Below are 26,392 nucleotides of genomic sequence, written 5' to 3' on the forward strand. Positions count from 1 at the left end.
ATATCCCTGCCTGGAGAAGGGAGGCATCATCTTCACCTACATGGGTGAAGGCGATCCGCCGCTCTTGCCGAACTACGAAGTGCTTTCCGCCCCTGAGGAGAACCGGTTCACCACCAAGCACTTCCACGAATGTAACTATCTCCAGGGGCTCGAGGGGAGCCAGGACAGCACCCACGTCCGCTTCCTGCACCGTTTCTTGCGGACGGACCCTGGCACCAGGCAGCTCGAGACGCATCCCAGAGATACGGGCGGAGCCCAGGAGATGAATTTTCGTGAGCCCCCGCGCGACGAGTACATCGGGTACACGCGGGTAGAGGAGCACGATTTCGGCGTGTGGGCCTACCGGGCCGACGGGATGGGCGGTCCCGAGTACACCTTCCCGAGCCTCTGTCTCACCAACGGCGGGTCGCAGGCCGCGGGGGATGGCTACCTCATCTACTGGCGCGTACCGATCGACGACACCCACAATTGGCTGTTCGCCCTGTCCTTCAAGCGCTCCGGGCCCATCCCGGAGGAGCACCGATACAAGCGAAGCTGGGCGATGATGACGCCCGACTACCACTTCATCCGGAACCAATCGAACCGCTACCTGCAGGACCGCGAGGAGCAGAAGACGAGCACGTTCACGGGGATGGGGTCGGTGTTCGTGGTGCAGGATGCGATGGCCAACGAGACCCAGGGACCCATCCAGGATCGAACGAAGGAGACGCTCGGGGTCGCGGACATGTCGATCGCGGCGTGGCGGCGGATGCTGCTCCGGGCCATCCGAACGGTCGAGGAGGGGGGAGTGCCGCCCGGCCAGATCCGGGATCCGCGCGTCAACGACGTGGATCCCATCTTCCTCAAGCGGAACGCGCCGCCGACGGATGAGGAGCTGGAGGGTCTCCTCCGGGAGACCGGGGGACGCTATGTCGATCCACTCTGGAGGGCGCCTGCCGAGCGCGTAGCGCGGTAATTCGACGTGTCGCTACGCGCCGCCTCGTGCCCACCGACCAAGGTCAGGAGCCAAGAACCCAAGGGACTGTCTGCTGGGCCAAGGCCGCAGCTGGAGCCGGCTCGTCCAAATCGAAGGCCAGGGCGAGGACGGCGCGTAGGCCCCGATAGAAGGGGCGCGGGTCGCGGGATTCGCCGCGTTGGGCGCCACCCAGCTCCGGCGGGAAGCCCATCCGGTTGTCGATCACAAAGCTCTGCGCTGTCGAGAGCCGCAGCACTTCGAAGAAGGCGTCGAGGTCTACCCCGCCCTTCTGGGCCAGACGGATCCCCTCCGACGCCGCCAGCAGGTTTACGACGGTCACAGCCTGCTGCGCGGCCTTGGTTACCGCGCCCATCCCCAGCGGGCCCATGTGGATGACGTGGGACGCCGATGCCTCGAGGACAGGGCGGACGCGGTCAAGGACCGCGGCGTCGCCGCCCACCATGAAGAGCAGGTTTCGCGCCTCTGCCCCCGTGCGCGCGCCGGTCATCTGCGCGTCCAGAACGTGGACGCCCTGGGTGGCCGCGCGCGCGTCCACTTCCTTCGCAGTCTGGGGATGAATCGTGCTGTGGATGATGACGGTCGTGCCCGGCTTGGCCCCAGCGAGGAGCCCGTCCTGGCCGAGCACCGCGGCCCGAACCGCGGCGTCGTCGGGGACGGCGAGCTGAATCACGTCTGCCATCACCCCGAGCTCTCGAGCGGACGTCGCCACCTGCGCACCGCGTGCGGCCAGGGGCTCCGTCGCCTCTTTGCGCGGGTCAAAGACTGTCAGCTCGAAGCCGGCCGCCAGGGCGTTGAGGGCCATCGGGGTGCCCATCGTCCCGAGCCCGATGAAGCCAACCCGGGTAGGCATCAGCCGACGCTCGCGAAGTGGCGCTTCTCTTGCTTCTCCGCGAGGCCTGCCGGGGAGACCCAGTCCTTCAGCGGCTGCCCCTCGGCCAGGGCTTTGAGCTCGCGCTCCCAGATTTTGCGCTTCAGGATGACACCGACGTCGGTCGATCCGAGGTGCTCCGGTCGCTCGCGTCCTCGCTGGCGCTGGCCGACCTGCGTCACGTAGTCCTCGATCCAGAAGAGCTTGTAGATGCTCATGTCCTTCGGCAGGTCCTCGATGCGCAGCTTGCCCGCTAGGATCTGGTCGCCAAGGGCGTTGAGCTCCGCCGGCGACGCCTCGCCGGCCTCGCGCCGTCGATCGCGGTACAGCTCCGCCTGCTCGGGCGTGAGCGGAATGTAGTCGACGACGAAGTTGACGCAGTTGTCGTCGTCCACCGGGACGCGCCAGAAGAAGCGGTCGGCCTCGAGGTTGCGCGCGTCTTCGATGGTGCCCTCGATGCGCGGGCTGCGGACCTGGTTGATGTTCGGCATGTGGAAGTAGGTGAAGCGCTGGACCTGCCCGGGCTTCGCCGGCGCGTAGGTCACGACGCCATATTCGGTCTCCTCGGCTCGCAAGTTCGACGGCCCTGAGCGCATCGGCGCGCCCATTCGGATCCACGACTCCATGTGCGTGTACACCACGTGGCGGGAGTCGTTGTCGATGCGCGTCATGAAGTTGCACGGCCAGTACTCAGGCGGACCAGCCTCGAGGTAGCCGGGGCGCTCCGCGTCGGGAAGCCGCTTCAAGGGTGGTGTCTCGCCCTCGCCCAGGTAGGCAAAGATCAAGCCGAGGTACTCCTGCACCGGGAACGAGCGGATGCGGACGCGCTCGCAGAATGGCCGGTCCTCCAAGGGCTGCTCGAGGCACCGGCCGGAGCCGTCGAACATCCAGCCGTGGTAGCGGCAGCGCACGTTCTCGCCCTGCACCCAGCCGATGGAGAGCTGCGTCCCCCGGTGCGCGCAATGGGCGTCGACGAGATAGACCTGGCCGCTCTCGCCCCGGTACAGCGTGTAGTCCTCACCCATGATGCGGACGGGTACGGCTCTCCCGGCCGCCAGGTCCTGCGCGCGATAGACGGGCTGCCAGAACAGTCGGAGGTACCGACCCGCCAGAGTCCCGGGCCCCGTGTGGGTAATATCGCGCCACTCCTCAATTGCCATCGTACGCCTCCTGCTTCGTCGGCCCGAGTGTACGGGCCCCTCGTCCCTTTCTCAAGAGCGCTTGCGCACATGAGCTCCCACTCCTCGATGTTCCAGTAGTTCGGAGTCTCTGAGACCCCCGCGTCGGGTCCGCGCAGGGCGCCAAGGTGGGCGGTGACGTTCAGGCTGTAGTGTAAAGAGCTGGAAGCGGCCGGGGATCGCGTGGTTTGGGACTCGGAGGAGCCTGTGACGTGGGCCGACCTCTGCCGCGGCACCGCCGCCCCGCGCGACGTTCCGCTCCACCCTGGGGCCGAGCGATCCTATGGTGAGCGAGGCCACGTGTCGTAAGCGCTCGTCGGTGCGACCGGCGCCTGACGCTGGAGCGACGTCGCATACGGCGTTGTCTCTGGTCGCGGCTCCGCAGACTGCTCCCTCTTTTGCCCCCGGTGACGCCGTCTCGGAAGCTCCTCGGGACATGCAGGAAGGGATGAGGAAGAGTCTCTAGCTCATCGCAGGCTCAGATTCTCCCGCATACATGGCAATCTGTTTCCATTCCGCGTCGGCGGGGATCACCGCGCTCTCCCCACGGACGCGATCCAACGGGACCGACGGGTCGGCCTCGGCCACCTCACCCGACTCGACGAACCGCTTCACCGCCTCGATGAGGCACTGGCGCATGGCCACGATGACGACATCTGCCACCCCGAGGTGCTCCTTCGCCCAGTTCGTCAGCGGCCCCATGCTCTCGATGACGGCCATGTCCTGGTGGGGCTTGCCCCAGGGAATGCCGGAGAAGCTCCAGTGCTCCTTCTTCGCTCGCATCGCCTTGCGGTCTTGCAGGAAGTTATTGTCGAGGGTTCGGAACTTCCGATGCTGGGCATCGACGTCCACCCCTACTACCTCGCCCCGCTCCCGCAGCTCGCGCTCCCGGTCGACCTTGTGGGTGGCGCTGGCGCGCACGTCGAAGTACCAGCAGTGCTCGTCATCCATCGGGACGAACATATGGGGCGATGTCGACAGGAGAATGTGGAACGGAACGATGAAGGGCGTGATGTGGATCGCTTTCTGATCGTCGTCCAACGGTTTGATGCCGGCGAATCGGAAGCCGTATGGAGTGTCCTGGTTCTCATAAAGCCGGGCCGCTGGGCGAAATCCGTAGTAGCGCTTGTCGAGGCTCGCTATCTGTGCCTCATTCCAGCCCATCAACTCGTGACCCGAGTGGAGCACGTCGCCGTGGATGTGCTCGATGGCGCCCTCGATGGACTGGACGTAGTTGCAGGCGTAGTCGATCTTGCCAACGCTGCGCTGATCCGCGGGTACCGTGGTCCACCAGAAGTTCGGGAACGGCGGCTGCTTCTCCTTCGGGCCCATGTAGATCCAGACCACGTCGCCCTGCTCCACGACCGGGAAGGCTCGGTGCTTGATGTGGAAGCGCATCCGGCTCTCGGGCGGCTCGCAGGGAGTCTCCAGGACGTTCCCGTGCACGTCGATCTTCCAGCCGTGGTAGAGGCAGCGGATCCCGCCCTCCTCGTTTCGGCCGAAGAAGAGGGAGGCCTGACGGTGGGGACAACGCTCTTCCATGACGCCGACATGACCGTCGCTGTCGCGAAATGCAACGAGGTCCTCGCCGAGGAGCCGGATGCGGATTGGGTCACAGTCCGGCTCCGGCAGCTCCTCAGAGAGACAACACGGCACCCATGTCCGGCGGATGAGCTCGCCCATTGGGGTCCCGGGCCCGGTTCGCATGATCAGTTCTGCATCTTCCACCGTCAACATGGCTCCGCTCTCTCCTCGATACGCTTGATGACTTGCCCCATGATCCGCAGTCCAAAACGACGAGCGCAGGCGGGGAGCCCGTCCACGGCCAGTGTACCCTCGGACAGGCCGCTCGTCATGAGGAAAAATGAAGTGCTCGCATCAAGGTCAGGCATCCGATACCATGGCGTCCATCCGAAGCAGTCATTCGGCGTGACGCAGACCAGCACGCGAGACGGAGACCGACCATGCTGAGCAAAGAAGACAACGAGCTCCTCACCCGAACGGGGCCGGGCACGCCCATGGGCCAGCTCTTCCGCCGATTCTGGATGCCGGCCCTGCTCTCGGAGGAGCTCGCCGCGGATGGGCCGCCGATGCGCACCGGGCTCCTCGGCGAAGACCTCGTCGCGTTCCGGGATTCCACCGGCCAAATAGGTGCGGTGGATGCCTACTGCGCCCACCGCCGCTCGCGTCTCTACTACGGGCGGAACGAGGAGTCCGGCCTGCGCTGCATCTACCACGGCTGGAAGTTCGACACGGCCGGCAATTGCATCGAGATGCCCACCGAGCCGGCCGAGTCCACGTTCAAAGACCGCATTCGCCTCAAGGCCTATCCCGCACGGGACTGGGGCGGGGTCGTCTGGGTCTACATGGGGCCGCCGGAGCTGATGCCCGAGCTGCCCCTCTTCGAGTGGTGCCAGGTGCCGCCGAGCCACCGGATGGTGATGCGCTGGATGCAGGAGTGCAACTACTTCCAGGGGATGGAAGGCGAGATGGACTCCACCCACGCGTACTTTCTCCACCAATGGTTCGACCAGCAGAACATCCCGACTGGACCGGCAGGCGCACGCGGTGGCGCCGCGACGGGTGGCCGACCCTCCTTCAACTTCCGCAATATCCAGATGCCGCCCCGACAGACGGACTTCGGCATGATCCGCTCGTCCCACTCGCCCGATCCAAGCGGGCTGGAGCGGTGGCGCATCGACCGATGGATGGTGCCCAACTTCAGCCTCATCTCGTCTCCGACCTATCCGTCCGGCGGGCGGGTCTTCGTCCCCATCGACGACGAGCACTGCACAGTCTTCCAGTACATGTCGCACCCCGAGCGGCCACTGAAAGACGACGAGCGGCGACGGCTCCAGGTGAACGCGCCCAGCGAGAAGAAGTACAGCCCAGACGTCGAGCGGACCGTGTACCAGCTTCCTGGCGGGTACGCCATCGACACGTATCGGGACACGCGGACCCTTCAAAACGACTACCTGCAGGACCGGGAGTTCCAGCGGACGAAGAATATGAGCGGAATCCCGGCCCAACGGACCCAGGACACGGCGATGGTGGAGCGGCAGGGACCTGGGGCGATCGTCGAGCGGGACCTGGAGCACCTCAGCGCCACCGACGCGCCGTTGATCAAGATGCGGGCCATCCTGCTCGAGGCCTGTCGCGATCTCCAGAAAGGCATCGAGCCCTACAACGCGAGCCATCCGGAGGCCTACTCCACGATCTCAATCGAGTGCCTCTCCGAGCATACGGACCTCGACGGCGCGCTCGAGGACCAGCTCGCATGCATTCGATCCGCCGCCCGCTCGTGGAAGGACACGGTGCCCCAGACGGTGCCCGCCGGCTAGCGGGGGATGGCCCGATGACGAACCTCCGGCACCGGACCGCCTGGCTGGCATGCCTGCTCACTGTCGCCGCGTGCGCGCCATCGGCGGCGCCTGGAACGTTGGGGAGATCGCCCGCCGCTCCTTCGCCGAGCGCAGTTCCGATCCAGCGCACCCTCGTGATGCTGGCACGCGGCGAGCCACCCAGTATCGCGGCCAAGCCCCTCCAGGCATTCTCAGGATCGCTGCTGGGCCCGATTCGCATGTTCAACGGCACGCTCGACTACATGGATGACACCGAGGGCATCCACCCCTACCAGGCCGAGGCGTTACCGCAACTCAACACGGACTCGTGGCAGGTCTTCCCCGACGGCACGATGCAGACGACATATCATCTGCGCCCCAACCTGTCCTGGCACGATGGCCAGCCGCTCACCGCCGCGGACTTCGTGTTCGGCTGGCAGGTTTACTCCACGCCGGAGCTGGGCGCGTCGGCCGGGGCGCCGATCGGGCAGATGGCCGAGGTGCTCGCGCCGGACCGCGACACGGTCGTCATCAAGTGGCGACGCCTGTATCCCGACGCGGCCGGGCTCGACATGGGGTTCCAAGCGCTCCCCGCCCATATCCTCCGCGGGTCGCTGCGCCAGCTCGATCCTGAAGCCTTCGTCAATCTGCCGTTCTGGACGCGGGAGTACGTCGGCTCCGGGCCATACCGGATCACTGAGTGGACGCCGGGCTCGGCAATCGAGGCTTCTGCGTTCGAAGGCCACGCCTTGGGCAAGCCCAAGATCGACCAGGTCCGCATCATGTTCGTCTCTGACCCCAACACGGCGATCGCCCTGATGCTGACCGGTGAGGCGCAATTCGCCCACGACTGGGTGTTCTTCTACGAGGAAGCCGCCACCCTGGAGCAGGAGGCGCGGGCGCGCAACGTGGATATCGTGCTGGACTATGCGCCGTCCCTACTTCGCCTGACGGGGATCCAGCACCGGCCGGATACTGTCAGCCCCCGCGCACTCGTCGACGTTCGCGTCCGTCGCGCCATTGCCTGGGGCATCGACGCGCAAGCGGCAGTAGACGCGGTGACGGGCGGTCACGGACTCGCGACTTCTACGATCACCTCGCCCCGGTCGCGCATGTTCAAGGCAGTGGAAGGGCTCAGCCCGCCGCCGCGCTACGATCCCCGCATGGTCCAGCAGCTCCTCGAGGAGGCCGGGTTGACGAGGGGGCCCCAAGGGTTCTTCCAGGAGCCCGGGGGCGAGCCGTTCCGGGTGGAGTACGCCACGGATGGCGGACCATCGCCCGAGCGCGAGAACGCCATTTACGTCGACAGCCTGCGCCAGGCGGGCGTGGACGTCTTCTCCTACGTCATCCCGGTCGCGCAGCTGCGCGACCTGCAGGCGCGGGCCTTGCGCCCCGGGCTGACCATGGGTGGCTTTGGAGGGAAGGCCCTCAGCCTCTTCACCTCCGCGGAGATTCCACGCCCGGAGAACCGGTGGGCCGGTCAGAACAGGGCTGGCTGGTCGAGTCCCGAATACGACCGCGTCTGGCAGGCATTCGACACCAGCCTCGACCCTGCGGACCGCGAGCAGTACACCGCGCAGATGGAGCGGCTGATCTACGAGGACGTGGGCGCGATCCCGACGATGTTCATGGTCGTCGTCAACGCCCGGGCGGGCAATCTCCAGGGGCCGAAGGTCCGCCAGACGCCCGACGCCGCGAATGGCGCGTTCAATACGTACCTCTGGGAATGGACCCGCTGATGGTCGAGCAGCTTCGTCTCGGGATCGTCGGCGCCGGCCGTCGCGCCCAGCAGCACCTCGCGACGCTCCGCGCCCTGACGGATCTCTTCCAGGTCGCCGCCATCTGCGACGCAAATCCGTCGGTCGCCGAGCGGGTCGCGGGCGAGCTGGGCTGCGAGGCGTACACCGACCCGCGCGAGTGCCTCACGAAGGATCGCGTCGATGCGGTGCTCATCACGACACCGCCCGAGGCTCACCACCTCGTCGCGATCGTGGCGGCGCGCGCGGGCGTCCCCATGATGATCGAGACGACCCTCGGTCTGACGCGTCCGATGATGGATGCGATCGCCGACGCGGTGGCGAAAGCGGGCGTGTTCGTCGAAGTCGCCGAGAATTACGGCCGCCGACCCGCGGAGCAGCTCAACGCCGCCGCGATCCGCGCGGGCCTCATCGGGGAGCTCGTCCACCTCTCCGCCTACAACCCGCCGGTGAACGAGGAGAGCAGCTACCACATCATGAGCCTCCTCCGCTCCTACGCGGGGTGCGATGTGGCTGAGATCCGGGCGGCCGGCCGCCGGGTGCCCAACGGCCCGGTGCGCGAGGGTTGGCCCGAATCCTGGATCGACGCGACGCTGACCTTCGAGAGCGGGATCACAGCCTCCGTGAGCTACAGCACCGCCTGGGTCACGCCGCTCCGCTGGGGGCGGCCCCGAATCGTGACCGCCGAGGGGACGAACGGCTACATCCTGACCGAGGACGGCGCGGATCGCCTGCGGCGAGGCGAGGATGGCGGGCCGGTCGATTACCCGACCCGGGTGGAGATGGCAGTCACGGCGAACGGTGAGACCCCGACGCGCTACTCGTTTGGACCCGGTTTCGATGCCAGCTGGGACAATCCGTTCGCCGACCGGGCTCTACCGGACACGGGCGGGATCGCGGACGGCATCGCCCGCGCTATCGAGCTGCGGAGCCTGCACCGGGGCGTGACAAGCGGCGGAACGCCGGGCTGGACGATCGCGCAGGCGCGGCGCTCGCAGGAGCTCGGCATCGCCATCGCCGAGGCCGCGCGCCGCGACACGCCGATGCCGGCCAAGTTGGAGGGCGGGACGAGTTGGGAGCGCGAGCAACACGCCGCCGTCGTGCAGCGCTGGCGTATCGATCCGCTGGACGACGTCGACCGCGTGCTCGACCATCTCTCTAATCGACGACACTAGACGACCAAAACGAGACTTCCGGCCGGACAACCTTCCCCAGTTCGCGATCTACACGGGCGGGCAGGGGAAGATCGAGCCGCGGGAACCGCAGCGACCCTCCGAGCACGGTGCCGTACCGAATCCGCTGTCCTACCCGTGCGACGCAGCGCTTGGAGCTGGCCTGATCCACCTCGAGATCGGTATCGACAACCCGCGCGGCGAGGCGGCTCGGGCCAACGTGACCGCCAGCCTGCCCGTGTGGGCCTCAGGTGTTGAGGATGCCGTTTGCAAAGATGTCGGCGTACTGCGGGTCTGAGCTGATCAGTCCTTGTTCGCGGTTGTACTGAATGAACGTGTCGATTTCGCTCTTGTTGGCCTGGATCCCGTACTTCCAGGGGTCGCCCCAGCGCTTCATCTGGTCCAGCAGCCGCTCGCGCAGGTAAATCGTGGAGAAGCCGGCCCGGTCGCTCAGAATGTCGTCGTACGCGATCTGCTTGGCGCGCTCGAACGCGTCGTAAACCTTCTGCGCCAGCTCTGGGCGCTCCTTGTCGAGCGTCCTGCTCATGACCATCATGTGGGCCGGCGCGAAGATGCCCGTCTCCCGGTACAGCTTCTCATCCTCGTCCATGTAGTTTGGGAAGAGGCGCTTCACGGCCGCGCTGGTCTCCAGCGTGTGGAAGAGTTTCGTATCCGAGATGTCGGTCATGATGGCATCGACCTCGCCGTCGAGCAGCGCATCGACCGGGCTCTTCTGCGGGTCGGCTGGGGCTTCGATCCGGGCGTTCTTGTCGTGAAGCGGGAAAATCTCGTTCCCCCAAATCACCCAGCGGAATGTCGAAATGTCGACACCGTGGCGATGCTGCAACAAGCCCTTGAGCCAGATCGTCGTGGAGAGCCGGTAGGGTCTCGAGCCGATTCGCTTGCCTTCCAGGTCTTTCGGCGTGTCGATGCCGCGATCGGTGCGGCAGAACACGTACTCGTACACGGGTTTCCGCTTGATCCAGAGCGGCAGACCGATAATCTGCCACCCGGCCTCGATCGCGGGCAGCCAGTACATGACGTTCAGGTCGGCGATGCCGAACGAGCCATCCTTGTACGGCGATTCCTCGGTGAAGATCATCGCGGGGATGCGCATCGGCTTCAGGGTGACGCCGTCAATTTGTACCCGACCGTCGAAGAGCGGCAGCGTAATGTCGTACCGCATGTTCGCGATTGGCAGCTCGAGCTCACCCTTCATACATTCCTCCATGTCCGAGCATCGTCGCCTTGCGCGTTACTCGGCCTGAAATTGAATTGCCGCATTATGCGGCGGATCATCACGCGGGCTACGAGAATGGTGGCAAGGCGATGTCATCGCGCATGGAGCTCTATGGCATCGCTCGCCATGCTTCCTCCACTCCGTGGGTGCTATCTCGCGATTCTCGGTCAAGCGGAAATTCGTTGATGAGCATCGTGAGCAGCCGCTCGAATTCAGGGAGCCGAGGGCCGCTGCGCCGACGGGGCGATTGCAGGAGATAGACCGGCTGCTCGCTCCGGTACCCTTGGACCGCTACTTCCCGCAACTCCCCACACTGAAGCTCGCGCTGTACGACAGCGCGAAGTGCGATCGCCAACCCAGAACCTGCCCGCACAGCCTCCTTGACACCTTCCCAGGTTCCGAATGTCAGCACGGTGTTCAGGGGTGGCAAGCCGGCTCCAACAATCGCCTCATCCAGGGAAGCGGCCGCGGTATCGCGACCTGTGGCGCGACGGACGAACGGAAGACCGATAACTTGCTCGAGCGTCAGTGTCGGTCCATCCCATACGGGCATTCGAGCTGACTGGATCAGAATGACGTCGTCTGTGCCCAACAGATAGGCATCAAGATCGTCTTCGATCCGTCTGGTCCGGATGATCGCGATATCCATCTGCGCCCGTCGGACCTGCTCGATGAGGTCAGTCGGCGACCCATCGACGAGGGTCACGCGAACAGAGGGATTTGACCGCTGAAATGCCGCCAGCAACGAAGGCAGCAAGTAGGCGCTGTAAGCCGCCCCGGTTCCCACCGTAATGTGGTGCAGCCCCCGGATCGAGAGCGCCTCGATGTCGCGCTGGAGCGTTTCACTCGCGGAGAGCACTTCGTGTGCATATCGGTACACGGCAAGCCCAGCATCCGTCGGCACGAGCTTTCGCCCGTCTCTCTGGAGGAGCGTCGCCCCGAGTACCGATTGCAGACGTTGCACCTGCATGCTGACCGCAGGCTGGGTGAGATAGAGCTCAACCGCGGCCTTCGTGAAACTGCCCGAGTCGATCACCGCGACGAGGGCGCGCAGCTGCTGAAGGTTGATGACCAAACAAACGAATCCTTATGGAAGTCTCGAAAACACTTATTGGACTTATGACCGGATCTACCCTAGTATACGCTTCATCGGCTCGTCCCGAAGTTTCGCGCGTGCCGGCCACCGGGCGCGGGAGATGTTGACGACGTGCAGTTGAAGCGAAGCGTATCCGGGCTCGTCCTCATCCTCATCGCAGCGTTGCAGGGCTGCGGACCCGCCGCCTCCGGCACAATAGCCTCTGGAAGCGCTGTGACCGCCGGGGCTCCGCCGGCCGCGAAGCGCCTCACTGCCGCCATTCAAGGCGCCCCCGCTACCGTGAGCACCATCGCCAGCCAGACAGGCGGGGCTGTTCAAGGAACCGACGCTCTTGAGGCGCTCGCCAACGCGGGCCTCACCATCTTGGACGAGAAGGGCAATCTCCATCCGCAGCTCGCAGAGGCGACGCCGACGATCGAGAACGGGCTCTGGACGGTCTTTCCCGACGGTCGAATGGAGACGACCTGGAAGATCAAGCAAAGCGCGGTATGGCAGGACGGAGCCGGTGTGACGTCAGGGGATGTAGCGTTCACGGCACGCGTCGAGCAGGACAAGGACCTTGGCCGTGTTCGTAATGCCAACTACGATCTCATCGACCGCATCGAAACGCCAGACCCGTACACCGTGGTCGTAACGTGGCTCCGGCCTTATATCGCGGCAAACGCCATGTTTTCGACCCTTGTGCCCAAGCACCTCTTGGAACAGACGCTGGACGAGGACAAGGGCAACTTCTTCGACCTTCCGTACTGGTCAGCGCAGTTTATCGGCGCCGGGCCATACAAGGTTCAGGATTGGGTTGCAGACTCCCACGTCGTCTTCCGAGCGAACGAGCTATTCGTGCTCGGCCCACCCAAGATCGATGTCATCGAAGTGCGGTTCATCCAGGAGCCGAACACATTGATGGCGAACCTGTTGGCCGGGGATGTCCAGCTCACTATGGGCCGCAGCCTGTCGCCAGAACAGGCGGTCAGCATCCGCGATCGCTGGCAGGGCGGGCGGGTCGTTAGCCAGGCCAGCGGCACACTGATCGCCTTCCCGCAATTCCTCAACCCCAACCCTCCGATCGTAACGGACGCGCGCTTCCGTCGGGCGCTGTACTACGCGCTGGACCGCAAGGAGATGGCAGAAACGCTCGGGAGCGGCCTGGCCCCCCAGGCGGACACATTCCTCGATCCGGAAGAGCCGGAATACCGTGAGCTCGAAACCAGCATCGTGCGATACGAGTACGACGCGGCGCAAGCGAGCCGAATACTTGAGGACCTCGGCTACACACGGGAGGGGGACGGGTTCTTCCACGATCCATCAGGCCAAACATTGTCCCTCGAGCTCCGATCAACCGGCGCCGAGCTAACACGGAAAACGACCTCTTCGGTGGCGGCCTACTGGCAGCGCAGCGGGATCCAGGTTGACCTCAATCTCTTCCCCAATGCGCAGTTCCGCGACCGGCAATACGTGGCGACCTTCCCGGCGTTCACCCTGTTCAACCAGCCGTCGACCATCTTCTTCTTCACGGACAACCTCCACAGTCGCATGGCAAGGACGCCAGAGAACGGTTTCGGCGGTGGCAACAACTACGCGCGCTACATGAACCCAGATTTCGACACGCTCGTTGACCGCGCCTTTGCCACGATCCCGTGGAACGATCGCATGGCGCTGTTCCGTCAGCTCATGCACAAGGTCACAGACGAGCTTATCGTCATGCCGATCTTCTACTCATCCCAAGTAACAATCATCAGCGGCCAGCTGCGGGGTGTGTCGCCCAGCAAGATCTGGAACGCAGAGCAGTGGGACCTCGTTTCGACACCGGGCTCCTGAGGAGGAATGCGGATGGCAGTCGAGATTCAGGCTCCGTACGACGCGCTAGTGCGAGAAGACTCCGTCCACCGACGCCTCTACACCGACCCGGAGATCTTCCGCGATGAGATGGCGCGCATCTTTGGACGAACGTGGGTCTTCGTAGCGCACGAGAGCGAGGTTCCCGAGCCTGGCGACTTCAAAACGGACACGCTGGCCGGGCGGCCGATCATCATTTCCCGCGACGCCGACGGCCAAGTGCATCTGCTCTACAACGCCTGCCGCCACCGGGGCGCCATGGTGTGCGTTCTCCCGAAGGGGAACGCCAGCTTCTTCCGCTGCCCCTACCACGCCTGGACCTACAAGCCGGATGGGAAGCTTGCCCTAGTCCCGAGCCAGTACGCGCTGGGCCCCGATTTCGACCTGTCCGACCATCCGCTCGTCCCGGTTGCGCGCGTCGAGAGCTACCAAGGGTTCATTTTTGCGAGCCTGGCCCCGGAGGGGCCTAGTCTCCGCGAGCATCTCGGGCGCGCGACCCACTACATCGATCTGTTCGTCGAGCGGGCCCCGAACGGCGTGGTCCGGGCGACGAAGCCGTTGAAGTACGAGTATCCGGGCAACTGGAAGCTCCAAATGGACAACATGGCGGACAACTACCATGCCGAGTTCACGCACGCGAGCGCGTTCACCATTCGACCGGATGCCCTGGTGCCGCGGACGAATGGATTCACGTCCAACGGCTCGTACGAGGACCAGACCGACCGCAACTACCCAACGGGCAAGACATTCGGGCCGGGGATTGGCTGCGCCTTCTATCACGGAGGCAGGCAGATCGTATCCGACCCGGACCGATACCCTGACTACCTCGCTGCTCTTGCAAAGGCGCATGGCGAGGAGCGGGCCAGGGAGCTCGCCGGGCTCCACTTCCATCTCATGATCTACCCTAACCTCATCCTGCATCCGCTGTACAGCCACTACCGCGTGATCCGCCCCATTTCGGTGGACCACACCGAGATCAACGTCTATCCCTGCGCGCTAGAAGGCGCCCCGGATGCGTTGAATGAAGCGCTCATCAAAGCGGCGGCGCTCCACGTGTCAGCGGGCGGACAGGTGCAGGTCGACGATCTGGAAGCGTTCGCACGAGTTCAGGAGGGGCTGAAAACCGAGGCCTTCGATTGGCTACTCTTCAAGATGGGCGGCGAGGAGACCGACAACGAGTACGGCGAGCGCGAGACGAAGGTGCTCAGCGAGATGATCCCCCGCGGCTTCTATCGCGAATGGCGCCGGCTGATGGCGCAGCCGTGACGCAGGAGCTGGCACGCCGAGCAAGCCAGTTGACCAAGTCAGGCGCCTTGCGCTTGGAGATCGAGCGCTTCCTCTACGAAGAAGCAGCGCTGCTGGACAACCGGCAGTTCGACGAGTGGTTGACCCTCTTCGCTGAGGACGGAAGCTATCACGTGCCCAATGACGATGACGAGGTGCGTCCAGGTGACGCAGGCGCGCTCATCTACGACGACTATCGCGCTATTGCCGCCCGGGTTCGGCGTTTTCAGCACCCGGCAGCTCTTACACAGATCCCGCCTCCGAAGACCCGGCACTTCATTACGAACGTCGTGGTGAATCCCGGGCCCGACGATGAGGTGACCGTTACCTCGTATCAGATCGTGTACGCATCCCGGCGCGGTCAGGACAAACAGTATCCCGGATCGATGGAGCATGTCTTACGGCGCGACGGCGACCGGTGGCGCATCCGGCGCAAGAAGGTCTGCCTCATCACCGGCGACAAGGCCCTCGCTAGCCTGCCAATTCTCTGAGCCAGCGGAAGGAGGCACTCAATGGCATACGACCTCGTCATTCGGAACGGCCTCGTGGTGGACGGAACAGGCAGGCCGGGGTTCGAAGCAGACGTCGCCGTCGAGGGGGACCGGATCGCCGCCATCGAGAAGAACCTCGGCCGTGGCCGGAGGGAGATCGATGCCCGCGGCAAAGTGGTCTCGCCGGGGTTCGTCGATCCCCACACCCACATGGACGAGTTCGCCTTCCTCTACCCGAACGGCCAGCCGGTCGTTCAGTACGGCGTCACGACGGTCGTGACGGGAGACTGCGGCGGGTCGGTGGCTCCTGTCCCACCTGCAGGCAAGCCGTTGGACGTCCTGATGAGCTACCTGCGACGCGTCCTCGACGACTACGTGGACGAGAAGAAGTGGAAGTGGGAAACGATCCCGGAGTACCTCAACTTCCTGAAGGGCAAAGTCGGCATCAACTACCTGACGCTTGCCGCCCACTCCCCGATTCGCCTCAGCGTCATGGGCGAGGATTACGAACGCCCCGCGACTCCGGCCGAGCTCGACGAGATGAAGCGCGTTCTGCGCGAGGCTCTGGAGGCTGGCTGCGGAGGATTCTCTACGTCGCCGAAAGGGGCGGCAGCTGCGCACGCGGGTACGCCGAGCACCTTCGCGACGGAAGAAGAGACCTCTGAGCTGGCAAACCTCGCCGGTCGATATGGCGGGCTCTTCCAGTTCAACGGATTCCTGCCTCAGGTGGTGACGCCCGAGACGGGGCATCCGGCGCTCCTAGAGCGCATCAACTGCACGAGTATCGGGAATGAGTTTCGCATCGTTCCCGAGAGGAACGCCCAGGCATACCAGGCGCTCGCGTGGCTGGACGAGCAGAAGCGTCGTGGGAAGGACGTCGTCGGCGTCTTCATTCCCTATCGCTATACCATGCGCTTCGACCTCTCGCGCCCCCTGATCTTCGACGGCCTCCCGGGCTGGGAAGAGGCGAGTGGAGATCGCGAAGGGCTCAAGACCAGGCTCGCCGACGGCGAGTTCCGACGACGTCTGGAAAAAGAGCGCATCGCCGGCGCGGGCAGGCCCCGGTTTGGCGAGTGGTGGGGCTGGGACGACGTCGTCGTTCACACCGTGAAAGAGCCGAGCCTCAAGCACACGGAAAACCACAACATCGCGGAGCTCGCCCGAGCCAAGGGTGCGGAAGCAGTCGACGCCTTTTTCGACCTCTGGCTCGCGGATGATCTGGCCTCGACCTTCGATTTCTGGGGTGCGCAGAATGGGAATCCGGCACTCTTCGAGAAGGTCCTCAAGCATCCCCAGGTCGTTTTCGGAACGGATGCTGGCGCCCACCTCTCCCGCTTCTACTGGCACGGCTCTCCCTGTTACGTTCTCGGCTACCACTGGCGGCAGAGGGGGACCTTCACGCTGGAGGAAGCGGTCAACAAGATCACGGCGCTGCCCGCCTCCAAGCTCGGGATCAATCGTGGACAGCTCAAGCTCGGCTGGCCGGCGGACATCACCGTGTTCGATCCGGACCGGGTCATGGATACGACCAGCGCGCGAATCCCCGACCGCATGGACGAGATGGAGATCAGGCGACAGCCGGAGGGAATCGATGCGGTCGTCGTCAACGGGCAGATCGTGCTGGAGCAGCGGGAATTCAGCAACCTGCTCCCTGGCAAGGTCACGCGCCAAGAGATCTCGCCGCCTGTCCCCTACTGAGGCGCAGGTCTCATTTTGGGTTCTGCACTCTCACGTCCTAGCAAGGAGGCCGACTTGGCGATCAAGGTTGAAATCGACACATCGCTGTGCGAAGGAAACGGCACGTGCGCCCGCCTGGCGCCCGAGATCTTCGTGTGCAGTCCGTACGGCTCCGTCATCATGGAGCGGGTGCCCGACGAGCTGAAGGCGAAGGCCTTGCTCGCCGCAAAGCAGTGCCCCACCTACGCGATTCGCACATCCGACGATTAGACAGAGTGGAGACGCTGCTTTGACACGCTCTGCGAACGAGACGGTCGGAATCGGCGTCGCCGGCCTCGGCGCGGCAATCGTCAAGCTCTGAAAGGAAGACTTCATGACCCAAGTGGCGCGGATGCGCGACCTGCGCGACTATATGGAGCAGCTCGAGCGGCGAGGCATGCTCTACCGCTTCACCGAGCAGATCAACAAGGACAGCGAGCTGTACCCCGTGTTCAGGGTCCAGCAGCGCGGCCTCCCAGACGAGGCTCGAAAGGCGCTCCTCTTCACCAACGTTGTAGACGCGAAGGGCAATCACTTCGACATGCCCTGTCTGGCCGGCGCATACGCAGCCTCGGAGGCGATTCTCCGCGTCGGCCTCGGCATCGAGAGCCACACGGAGGGACTCGAGCGCTGGCACTACGCGCGCGAGAACCCGATCGAGCCCGTTCTTGTCGACAGCGGCCCGGTGCAGGAAAACGTGATGACGGGCGATGAGCTGAAGACGCTCGGCCTCAGCATGTTGCCCGTGCCCGTGGAGGAGCCAGGCTTTAGCGGCATGCTGCGCTGCGGTCTGCCGATGATCTCCAAGGATCCCGAGACCGGCATCCGCAATGTGGGGACGTACAACGCATTCCTCAAGGCGCCAGACCGTATGCAAGCAGCGATCGGCCCGGGCGCGCACGCCATGGCCTACCATTGGAAGAAGGCCCGCGAGCGCGGCGAAGCGCTTCCCATCGCCATCGTGATCGGCTGCGACGTCCCAACTATGGCCGTCGGCTCGGCCAGCATCCCGTACGGCGCGGACGAGCTGGGCGTGGCGGGCGCATACGCCGGACAGGCGATGGAGCTCGTCCGTTGCAAGACGATCCCGCTGGAGGTACCCGCCTACGCTGAGGCGGTGATCGAGGGCGTCATGTCGACCACCGTGGTCGAGCCGCGCCTCCCGTTTGGCGAGTATCCGGGCTACATCCACTCGGATCTCACCGTGCGCCCGATCTTCAACGTCACGGCGATAACCTATCGAAACGGCGCAACCTTTACGCCCGTGCTCGTCGGCATGCCGCCAAGCGACACCAGCGTCGTGTGGGGCTTCGTGCACGCGGCTGAGGTTTACCATCGCCTGAAGTACGAGTGCGGCCATCCTATTGACGAGGTCTACTACCCGGATTGGGGCGGCGGAAGTGCGCTCTGTCTCATCCGCGTTCAGGAAGGCTCGACCCCGGAGCAGGTGAACGCCCTCATGAGTGAGCTCGAGGCGCGAGCCGGCGATGCCCGCAAGTACACAATCGTCGTGGATTCGGACATCGACATCCACGACGCGGAATGCGTCTTCTGGGCGCTGTCCTTCCGGACGGCCCGAAAGCGCGACATCCTGCTGCCACATTTCCATGGCGGCGGTCTCGATCCGTCGGGCTCCCCAGCCGGTCACGGCCGCGGTAAGCTGTCCGCTGAGGGTGAGGAGCCGGACTTCACACGAGTAGTCATTAACGCCACCCGCAAGTGGAACTACCCGCCAGTGGCGCTCCCAAAGCGCGAGTTCATGGAACGCGCGATGGATATCTGGGCGAAGCACGACGACCTGCAGCAGCCGAAGATGCGGCAGCCGTGGTACGGCTACACGCTAGGCCACTGGAACGATGAACTCCAGCATTACGCCGACATGATTGTGGCCGGCGAGTACGTGAAGCTGGGTGAAGAGATGGTCGAGTACCAGCAGCCGCTGCAGGACTTCATGGTCGGCAACAACAACGACCGATCGCTGGACTGAGCAGCCAAAACACATCGGCTTTCAATGGTATGGGGGAAACAATGCGTCGGCGAACTGGCTCTGTTATCCTTCTGGCTGTCCTGCTCGCCGCATGCGCCCAGCCTCAACAGCCGCGAACGGCTGCCAACCCAGACCAGGATCTGGGCGGTCAGCGGAGCGAGTCACACGCGAAGCGTGTAACCGCGGTGATCATGGGCGACCCGCCCGGAGTGGTTCAGGCGGTCGCGGGCTTCGGCAGCCGAGGCGTCGACGCACTGGAGCACATGGTCGGGGCCGGGTTGACGGTGATCGACAACACCGGCAGGCTGCAGTCCAGGCTCGCCGAGGCAGTTCCCTCGCTGGAGAACGGCCTCTGGGTCGTGCTTCCCGGCGGCGAGATGGAGACGACCTGGCGGATCCGGCAGGGTGCCCTCTGGCAGGACGGCACACCCGTCACGGCCGACGATGTGCTGTTCTCGGCGAAGATCGAGCAGGATAAGGACCTTCCTTTTTATACGAACGCCGTCGGCTGGGCCGCGATCGACGGCTTCGAGGCGCCAGACCAGCAGACGATCAAGGTGCATTGGAAGCAGCCGCAGATAGAGGCGGACGGGCTTTTCAGCGATCCGGTGCTGCCAAAGCACCTGCTCGAGCGGCAGTACCTGGACGACAAAGCGAACTTCATGAGCCTGCCCTACTGGGCAGACGAGTACGTCGGCGCGGGACCGTACAAAGTGCGAGAGTTCTTGCGCGGCACGCGCGTCACGCTCGAAGCCAACGACTCGTTCGTGCTGGGCCGGCCGAGGGTAGATGTGATCGAGGTGCGCTTCATCCCCGATCCGAGCACAATCATCGCGAACATCATGGCTGGAGAGATTGACGTTACTCTTGGCAAGACACTCTCCGCGGAGCAGGGCATCGAGGCCGCGAACCAGTGGAAGGACGGGAAGCTCGACTTCACCGCCTCGAACATCGTGTCGATCTACCCTCAGTTCATCGGCTCGAACCCGCCGATCGTTCGGAACGTCCAGTTCCGGCGGGCGCTCATCCATGCAATCGACAGGCAGCAGATGGTGGACTCGCTGCTGCCTGGCCTGAGCTCGGTCGCGCACAGCCTGATGTATCCGGGACAGGCCCAGTACAAGGACATTGAGGAGGCGCTGCCACGCTATGAGTACGATCCGCGGCTCGCGTCCCAGATGATTGAGGGACTCGGCTATACGCGCTCCGGTGAGTTCTTCCGCGACCAAGCGGGTCAACCCCTCAACGTCGAGCTTCGCACGTACACCGTGGACATCAACCAGAAGGCCACGTTGTCCGTGGCTGACTTCTGGCAGCGAGCCGGCGTGTCAGTCACGCCAAACGTCATGTCCCCGCAGGCCGCTCAGAACAATGAGTACGTCTTTACCTTTCCTGCCTTCATTCTCCAGCGGTACACGAGCGACCTTCCGGGGCTCAAGCAGCTTCACAGCTCGCGCACCCCACTCCCAGAGAACAACTTCCGATCGGGGAATGTCTCGCGCTACATGAATCCCGAATTCGATGCCATGCTCGACACATACTTCAGCACGGTTCCAATACAGCAGCGAATCCAGGCGCTCGGTCAGATCCTGTACCACATGGCGGATCAGCTCACGCAGATGGGTCTGTTCTACGATGCCGAGCCCACCATGCTGAGCAATCGACTGCAGAACGTCACCGCACGCTGGCCCAGCTCCACGCAGGCCTGGAACGTTCAGGCCTGGGACGTGCGCTAATGGGGCGAGATCGACTCCCGAGCCGAGCGGTCTCGCTGGCTATCGTCTGCATTGCGCTGACCGCGTGCGCGCCGTCGCCGGCGCGGAGCGGCACCAGCGCAGCCTCCGGGTCGGCCGCGTCGACGGCGGCAGCCACCACGCCAAGTCGGGTCACGGTTGCCATTGGCGGCGACGCCACGAACCTCGCATCCAAGCTCGACGTCACCGGCGGTGTGTTCAACTCGGACTTCAAGTTCATGACCAACAGCCCACTCGTCGTGCAGGACCCAAAAGGAAACGCGCGCCCATTGCTGGCAGCTGAAATCCCGTCACGGGACAACGGCACCTGGGTTGTCAATACGGATGGGACCATGGTCACGACGTGGAAGATTCGTCCGAACGCCTTCTGGCATGACGGAGCGCCCGTCGTGTCTTCGGACGTCGTGTTCGCCTTCAAGGTCTACATGGACGACGCCATTGCCGTAAGCACGCGGGATCCAGAGCGACTGGTGGACCGCGTGGAAGCTCTGGACGAAAAGACGTTCAACGTGTACTGGAAGCAGGTTTATCCAAATGCTAATCGTTTGGGCCTTGGTCAGCTCGAGCCCCTTCCAGAACACATCGTCGGCACGATCTATGAGGCCGACCGTGAAGCTTTTCAGAACGCCTCGTTCTGGACATCGACATCGTTCGTTGGAGATGGTCCCTACCGTCTCGCCGATTGGGACAAGGGCGTGCAGCTCGTCTATCGCGCCTTCGATCAATTCTTCCTTGGTAAGCCGCAGATCGACGAAGTCACCCTGCGCATCATCGCCGATATGAACACAGTCGTTTCGAACGTACTCAGCGGAACGGTGGACACGACCGTGGCCGTAACCCTCAACCACCAGGCCGGCGCGACAGTCAAGCAACAATGGGAGAAGAGCGGCGAGGGCCAGGTCGCCAGCACGCCGACCTACTGGCGGAATATGCAGATTCAGCATGACCCCAACCGCGCGAAACAGCCCGGATTGCAGGACCGTCGCGTGCGCCAGGCGCTCGTTTACGGCATCGATCGCGCCTCGATCGCGGAAGTCGTCACGGCGGGCGCGTCGCCCGCCGCAGACTCCATCATTCCGCCCAACGACCCGCGGTTCGACACCGTGCAGCGGTCCATCGCCAGGTACCCGTTCGATCGGAACCGCGCCGCGGCGCTCCTGGCGGAGGCTGGGTACCCGAGGTCCGGCGATACCCTGATGACTCCTGGCGGCCAGCCGTTCGGGCTCGAGATCTGGACGAGCCAGGTGTCTGACAATGAAACCGAGATGAGCCTGGTGGCGGCGGATTACACCGCCCTGGGGATGCAGATGGTCCAGAGTGTCATCCCGATTGCCCGGAACGCGGATCGCGAGTTCCGGGCCGAGTTTCCCGGCCTGAACATCACCGCCACGTCGATCGACATTCCGAACGCCCTGATCGATCTGACAGACGATCGGTGCCCACGACCCGAGAACCGCTTCGCGGGCAGCAACCGCGGCTGCTGGTCCAATCCCGAGTTCGAAACTTTCTTCCGCGTGGCGAATACGGCGCTGGATGACCGGGAGCGCGACGATGCGCTGGTACAGGCGCTTCGCGTTTTGACGGAAGATGTCGGGACGATCCCCATGTCTTACAACATGGAGATCATCCCGGTCCGCAAGGGGCTGGTCGGTCCCGCCCCTCGGTGGCCCCAGCAGCCAGGCAATACGTGGAACGTTTTTGAGTGGCGCTGGTCATGAGCGCGTGCGGACAGGGGCGGCGCGAGAGCAGGGAAGCCCAGCCCCGTCGGAGGAGACACGGATGAGCGATCGAGGCCATAGCGAATACGACGTCCTCACCCAAACGGGGCCGGGGACACCCGGCGGCAACCTCATGCGTCGCTTCTGGCATCCGGTTGCATTAATCGAGGAGTTGCCCGTCGGAGGGCCGCCGGTCTCACTGAAGCTCTTCGGCGAGGAGCTCGTGCTCTTCCGGGACGATGAAGGCAAGCCCGGCCTCCTGGGATTGCATTGCCCGCACCGCGGAGCGGATCTCTCCTACGGGCGAGTCGAGGACGGTGGACTGCGCTGCATCTACCACGGATGGCTCTTGGATCGGGCCGGGCGATGTCTGGAGCAGCCGGGGGAGCCTGCAGGCAGCACCTTCCACGAGCGCATCAGGCAGACGTCCTATCCGTGCGTCGAGCGCTCTGGCGCAATCTGGGCGTACATGGGCCCGAGCGAGCCGCCGCTCTTCCCGAACTATGAGTTCCTGACCGTGCCGGACGAGAACGTGTTCGCCATCAAGCTCCACCATGAGTGCAACTGGCTGCAGGGGAACGAGGGGAACATCGACCTGCTCCACCTGTCGTTTGTGCATCACAACGCATTGCGCGACCTCTCGGGACCCGGTGGCGCAGGCGCGCCCCTTGGCGGCGGCGGGGCCGCTCCGCACCGCGAGAAGGTCGAAGCGGAGCTTACGGACTACGGACTGAAAGTCTGCAAGGTGCGGGACTGCGGCGACCAGCAGAACTTCTACTTGTGCACGTACATCTACCCGGCCGCGTTTGCGTTCTCCAGTGAGACGCAGAACAGGGGCTACTCCGTCAACTGGCATGTGCCGATCGACGACACGCACCACTGGAAGTTCACCTTCATGCACAGCCGCGAGCAGTCGCTGGACAAGGATCGGGCCCGCCGAAGCAGGCTCCCCATGGACGACCAGTACCGACCGCTGCGGAACAAGGCGAACCGCTACCAGCAGGACCGGGAGAGTATGAAGACCGAGACCTACAGCGGGATCGGTCTCGTGTTCCAGGCGCAGGACCTGTGTGTCACCGAGAGCGCGCCAATCCAGGACCGGAGCAGGGAGCATCTCACGATTCAGGATGCTCCCCTCGTAGCATCGCGAAAGCTGCTCCTCAAGGGCATCAGGGATGTGGCGGAGGGCCGCGACCCGCCGGGCGTGATCCGCGATCCGGCGCGGAACAGCTTTCCGCGCCCGTTTGCCCATACGTTGTTCGAGCCAAATGGCGCCGACTGGAAGGAGTGGATCCGCCAGATCGAGGCCGAAATCGGCGCGACGAACCCCTCGCAGATCCCAGCAACCATCGCGTAGAGGAGATTCCATGGCGGACGTCATGCGGCTCGGCTTCGCCGGGCTCGGGGAGGCCGCGACGCTCGTTGTCCCTGAGGTCGCGCAGCTCCCTTATGTAGAGCTCACCGCCGCCGCGGACATGCGACAGGCCGCGCGTGAACGGTTCGCCCAGGAGTACGAGGCGGCGGTCTTTCCCACGGTCGAGGAGCTGTGCGCTTATCCCCATGTCGACGCCATCTACATCGCCACACCCCACGAGCTGCACGCCCAACACGTGATCACCGCCCTCGAGCACGACAAGCACGTCATCGTCGAGAAGCCGATGGCCCTGACGATCGACGACTGCGAGCGGATGAACGAGACGGCGGAGAAGCGGGGGCTCAAGCTCATGTGTGGCCACACCAAGAGCTTCGACCCACCGATCCGGAAGATGCGGGAGATCATCACGAGCGGCCAACTCGGCAAGCTGTGGATGGTCAACACCTGGAACTACAACGACTTCCTCGTGCGCCCGTACCCGGACCGCGAGCTGATCGTGAGTCGCGGCGTCGTGCTGAACCAGGGGCCGCACCAGGTGGACATCATCCGGCTGTTGGGCGGTGGCATGGTGCGCAGCGTGCGCGCGATTACGACGAACCGGGGTGATCCTACCCGTCCGGAAGGTGCTTTTGGCTGCTTCATGGAGTTCGAAGACGGCGCGTTCGCCACTCTCATCTTCACCGGCTACGGCTACTTCGACACGGGGGAGCTGACCTGGTGGCTCGGCGAGGCGACCTATCCTGGCCGCAACCAGGACTCGCGCAAGGCATTCAACAAGATTCGCGGGTCCGAGCGGGAGCGCATTCTCCAGGAGCTGAAGAACGACACGCGCTACGGCGAGCCCGGCTCGAAGGCCTACGGCCATGAGGGGTCGGACAAGCTGCGCCAGTACGGCTGGGGTGAGCACCGCGATCCCTCGTGGGCGGCGGGTCACCAGCGGTTCTACGGGCTGACTGTGGCGAGCTGCGAGAAGGGCGAGATGCGCCAGTCGCAGGATGGCATCCTGATCTACGGCGACGGCGAGGTTACCGAGGTCCCGATCACCGACAAGGTGTTCGGTCGGCAGGCGGAGATTACGGAGCTGTACGAGGCGGTTATGCACGGCCAGCCCATGTTCCACGACGGCCGCTGGGGGGAGGCGACGCTTGAGGTCTGCCTCGGCATGCTGCAATCCTCTGCCGAGCGGCGCGAGATCATGATGGCCCACCAGGTACCGGTCAAGGAGCCGTCGCGGCGCGTTTAGACGGAGCGATCTCACTGCTGAGTTGGAGGAGGGAGAGATGGAGCCGCATGAAGTCCATGAGCTGCTGACACGGATTGGACCGGGCACCGCATGCGGCGACCTCATGCGCCGGTACTGGCAGCCAGCGGCATTGTCCGAGGAGCTACCGGTCGGCGGCGCGCCCTTGCCCATCCGTCTGCTCGGCGAGGATCTTGTGCTCTTCCGCGACGACCTGGGCAAGCCAGGTCTCCTGGGCATTCACTGTCCGCACCGCGGCGCTGACCTGTCATACGGGCGGGTCGAGGATGGCGGGCTGAGGTGTATCTACCACGGCTGGCTCTTCGACCGCACGGGCCAATGCCTTGAGCAGCCGGGCGAGCCGGCGGGCAGCACCTTCCACGAACGGATCCGGCAGACGGCGTACCCCTGTGTCGAGAGGGCGAGGACAATCTTTACGTATATGGGGCCTGGCGAGCCGCCCCTGTTCCCGCGATATGAGTTTCTGACCCTGCCCGACGAGAACGTGCTCGCGACCAAGCTGCTCCACGAATGCAACTACTTGCAGGCAAACGAGGGGAATATCGACCTTTCGCACCTGACCTTCCTGCACTACACGGCGCGGAATCGCGGCATTGGCGGCGGACTGAACAACGAAGGAGGGCGACCCGACCTTGGTCCGCAGGCCCAGGTCGATGGTAGAGGAGCCGCTCCTGGCGTTGATTCAGCCGATGCCGAGCTGACGTCCTACGGCATCCGGAGCTATAAGATTCGCCGTGACTTCGGGCCCGACAAGTACCAGCTGTATCTGACAGAGTTCGTCCTGCCCAATTTCACGGCCTTTCCCGGTCCGCTACGCGGCGACGGTGGATTCGGCATCAACTGGCACGTCCCCATCGACGATACGCACAACTGGAAGTACACCTTCACCTTTTGCCGCGATCGACCCATCGGCGAGGAGTGGGGGCACAACGCGGCTGTGAGGACGGATTGCTATGTGCCCAAGCGGAACAAAGCGAACCGTTACCTGCAGGATCGCGAGTCGATGATGTGGGAGTCGTACACGGGCATGGGCGTCGACTTCGTCATTCACGATCTGGCCGCCACTGAGAGCCAGGGTCCCATTCAGGACCGGGCGCAGGAGCACCTCGGGGCGATGGACCGCCCGCTCGTTCTGGAGCGCCAGGTCTTGCTGAAGGCGATCCTCGATCTGCAGGAGGGGGTGGAGCCGGTCAACGTCGCTCGCGACCCGAGCCGAAACGCATTCCGCATCATCGCAAACAACGGCGTCTACCCGGAGTCCAGGCCATGGCGCCAGGTTGCTCGGGACCTGGAGGCCGAGGTTCGGGTGTGAGTCAGACTACGTCTTCATCTGGGAAAGGCGGGT

General features: G+C 64.4%; 20 protein-coding genes. 15 read left to right on the forward strand and 5 right to left on the reverse strand.

Annotated elements, in window-relative coordinates; all coding sequences use genetic code 11:
* Nucleotides 1-955 (forward strand): hypothetical protein (locus VFC51_11745; protein ID HZT07696.1); only part of this gene is annotated, 955 nt, incomplete at its 5' end.
* Nucleotides 956-998: 43 nt separating this feature from the next.
* Here the strand turns inward: VFC51_11745 and VFC51_11750 are convergent.
* The 3 genes from VFC51_11750 to VFC51_11760 form a co-directional block, all read right to left on the reverse strand.
* On the reverse strand, nt 999-1,826 hold the full coding sequence (locus VFC51_11750; protein ID HZT07697.1) for an NAD(P)-dependent oxidoreductase: 828 nt from the start codon (nt 1,824-1,826) through the stop codon (nt 999-1,001).
* Nucleotides 1,826-3,004 (reverse strand): Rieske 2Fe-2S domain-containing protein, encoded by a 1,179-nt coding sequence (locus VFC51_11755; GenBank protein ID HZT07698.1) that lies wholly within the window; start codon nt 3,002-3,004, stop codon nt 1,826-1,828. Before VFC51_11755 ends, VFC51_11750 begins: the two co-directional genes overlap by 1 nt.
* Before the next feature lie 480 nt (nt 3,005-3,484).
* On the reverse strand, nt 3,485-4,759 hold the full coding sequence (locus tag VFC51_11760; GenBank protein ID HZT07699.1) for a Rieske 2Fe-2S domain-containing protein: 1,275 nt from the start codon (nt 4,757-4,759) through the stop codon (nt 3,485-3,487).
* A 227-nt stretch (nt 4,760-4,986) separates the two neighbouring features.
* On the opposite strand from VFC51_11760, the gene VFC51_11765 reads away from it, so the two are divergent.
* Genes VFC51_11765 through VFC51_11775 form a run of 3 tightly spaced genes read left to right on the forward strand, consistent with a single transcriptional unit; the run spans nt 4,987 to nt 9,295 of the window.
* A complete protein-coding gene (locus VFC51_11765) occupies nt 4,987-6,363 on the forward strand; it encodes a Rieske 2Fe-2S domain-containing protein (protein ID HZT07700.1) in 1,377 nt (458 codons plus the stop codon).
* A 14-nt stretch (nt 6,364-6,377) separates the two neighbouring features.
* Nucleotides 6,378-8,102: an ABC transporter substrate-binding protein gene (locus tag VFC51_11770; GenBank protein HZT07701.1), complete on the forward strand. Its 1,725-nt coding sequence runs from the start codon at nt 6,378-6,380 to the stop codon at nt 8,100-8,102.
* A complete protein-coding gene (locus VFC51_11775) occupies nt 8,102-9,295 on the forward strand; it encodes a Gfo/Idh/MocA family oxidoreductase (GenBank protein HZT07702.1) in 1,194 nt (397 codons plus the stop codon). The genes VFC51_11770 and VFC51_11775 overlap by 1 nt, the downstream gene beginning before the upstream one ends.
* Nucleotides 9,296-9,539: 244 nt before the next feature.
* Here the strand turns inward: VFC51_11775 and VFC51_11780 are convergent, their stop codons facing one another.
* The gene (locus tag VFC51_11780; protein ID HZT07703.1) at nt 9,540-10,511 is read right to left on the reverse strand and encodes a hypothetical protein; all 972 of its coding nucleotides are present in this window, start codon (nt 10,509-10,511) and stop codon (nt 9,540-9,542) included.
* A 130-nt stretch (nt 10,512-10,641) separates the two neighbouring features.
* Nucleotides 10,642-11,607 (reverse strand): LysR family transcriptional regulator, encoded by a 966-nt coding sequence (locus tag VFC51_11785; protein HZT07704.1) that lies wholly within the window; start codon nt 11,605-11,607, stop codon nt 10,642-10,644.
* A gap of 132 nt (nt 11,608-11,739) precedes the next feature.
* Here VFC51_11785 and VFC51_11790 point away from each other — a divergent pair, with 132 nt between their 5' ends.
* From VFC51_11790 to VFC51_11840, 11 genes are all read left to right on the forward strand, one after another.
* Nucleotides 11,740-13,443 (forward strand): peptide ABC transporter substrate-binding protein, encoded by a 1,704-nt coding sequence (locus VFC51_11790; GenBank protein ID HZT07705.1) that lies wholly within the window; start codon nt 11,740-11,742, stop codon nt 13,441-13,443.
* Between the two features lie 12 nt (nt 13,444-13,455).
* Nucleotides 13,456-14,727: an SRPBCC family protein gene (locus tag VFC51_11795; protein ID HZT07706.1), complete on the forward strand. Its 1,272-nt coding sequence runs from the start codon at nt 13,456-13,458 to the stop codon at nt 14,725-14,727.
* Between the two features lie 29 nt (nt 14,728-14,756).
* Nucleotides 14,757-15,236: an aromatic-ring-hydroxylating dioxygenase subunit beta gene (locus VFC51_11800; GenBank protein HZT07707.1), complete on the forward strand. Its 480-nt coding sequence runs from the start codon at nt 14,757-14,759 to the stop codon at nt 15,234-15,236.
* A 21-nt stretch (nt 15,237-15,257) separates the two neighbouring features.
* The gene (locus tag VFC51_11805) at nt 15,258-16,934 is read left to right on the forward strand and encodes an amidohydrolase family protein (protein ID HZT07708.1); all 1,677 of its coding nucleotides are present in this window, start codon (nt 15,258-15,260) and stop codon (nt 16,932-16,934) included.
* A gap of 54 nt (nt 16,935-16,988) precedes the next feature.
* The gene (locus tag VFC51_11810) at nt 16,989-17,183 is read left to right on the forward strand and encodes a ferredoxin (protein HZT07709.1); all 195 of its coding nucleotides are present in this window, start codon (nt 16,989-16,991) and stop codon (nt 17,181-17,183) included.
* A 103-nt stretch (nt 17,184-17,286) separates the two neighbouring features.
* Nucleotides 17,287-18,939 carry a UbiD family decarboxylase gene (locus VFC51_11815; GenBank protein ID HZT07710.1) on the forward strand — a complete coding sequence of 551 codons (1,653 nt, stop codon included), beginning with the start codon at nt 17,287-17,289 and terminating at the stop codon, nt 18,937-18,939.
* Nucleotides 18,940-18,980: 41 nt separating this feature from the next.
* Nucleotides 18,981-20,675: an ABC transporter substrate-binding protein gene (locus tag VFC51_11820; protein HZT07711.1), complete on the forward strand. Its 1,695-nt coding sequence runs from the start codon at nt 18,981-18,983 to the stop codon at nt 20,673-20,675.
* A complete protein-coding gene (locus VFC51_11825) occupies nt 20,675-22,411 on the forward strand; it encodes an ABC transporter substrate-binding protein (GenBank protein ID HZT07712.1) in 1,737 nt (578 codons plus the stop codon). Before VFC51_11820 ends, VFC51_11825 begins: the two co-directional genes overlap by 1 nt.
* Before the next feature lie 61 nt (nt 22,412-22,472).
* Nucleotides 22,473-23,768: a Rieske 2Fe-2S domain-containing protein gene (locus VFC51_11830; GenBank protein HZT07713.1), complete on the forward strand. Its 1,296-nt coding sequence runs from the start codon at nt 22,473-22,475 to the stop codon at nt 23,766-23,768.
* Between the two features lie 10 nt (nt 23,769-23,778).
* Nucleotides 23,779-25,029 (forward strand): Gfo/Idh/MocA family oxidoreductase, encoded by a 1,251-nt coding sequence (locus tag VFC51_11835; GenBank protein HZT07714.1) that lies wholly within the window; start codon nt 23,779-23,781, stop codon nt 25,027-25,029.
* A gap of 37 nt (nt 25,030-25,066) precedes the next feature.
* Nucleotides 25,067-26,359 carry a Rieske 2Fe-2S domain-containing protein gene (locus VFC51_11840; GenBank protein ID HZT07715.1) on the forward strand — a complete coding sequence of 431 codons (1,293 nt, stop codon included), beginning with the start codon at nt 25,067-25,069 and terminating at the stop codon, nt 26,357-26,359.
* Nucleotides 26,360-26,392: the final 33 nt, after the last annotated feature.

The sequence above is a fragment of the Chloroflexota bacterium genome (assembly GCA_035652535.1).
Lineage (GTDB): Bacteria > Chloroflexota > UBA6077 > UBA6077 > SHYK01 > DASRDP01.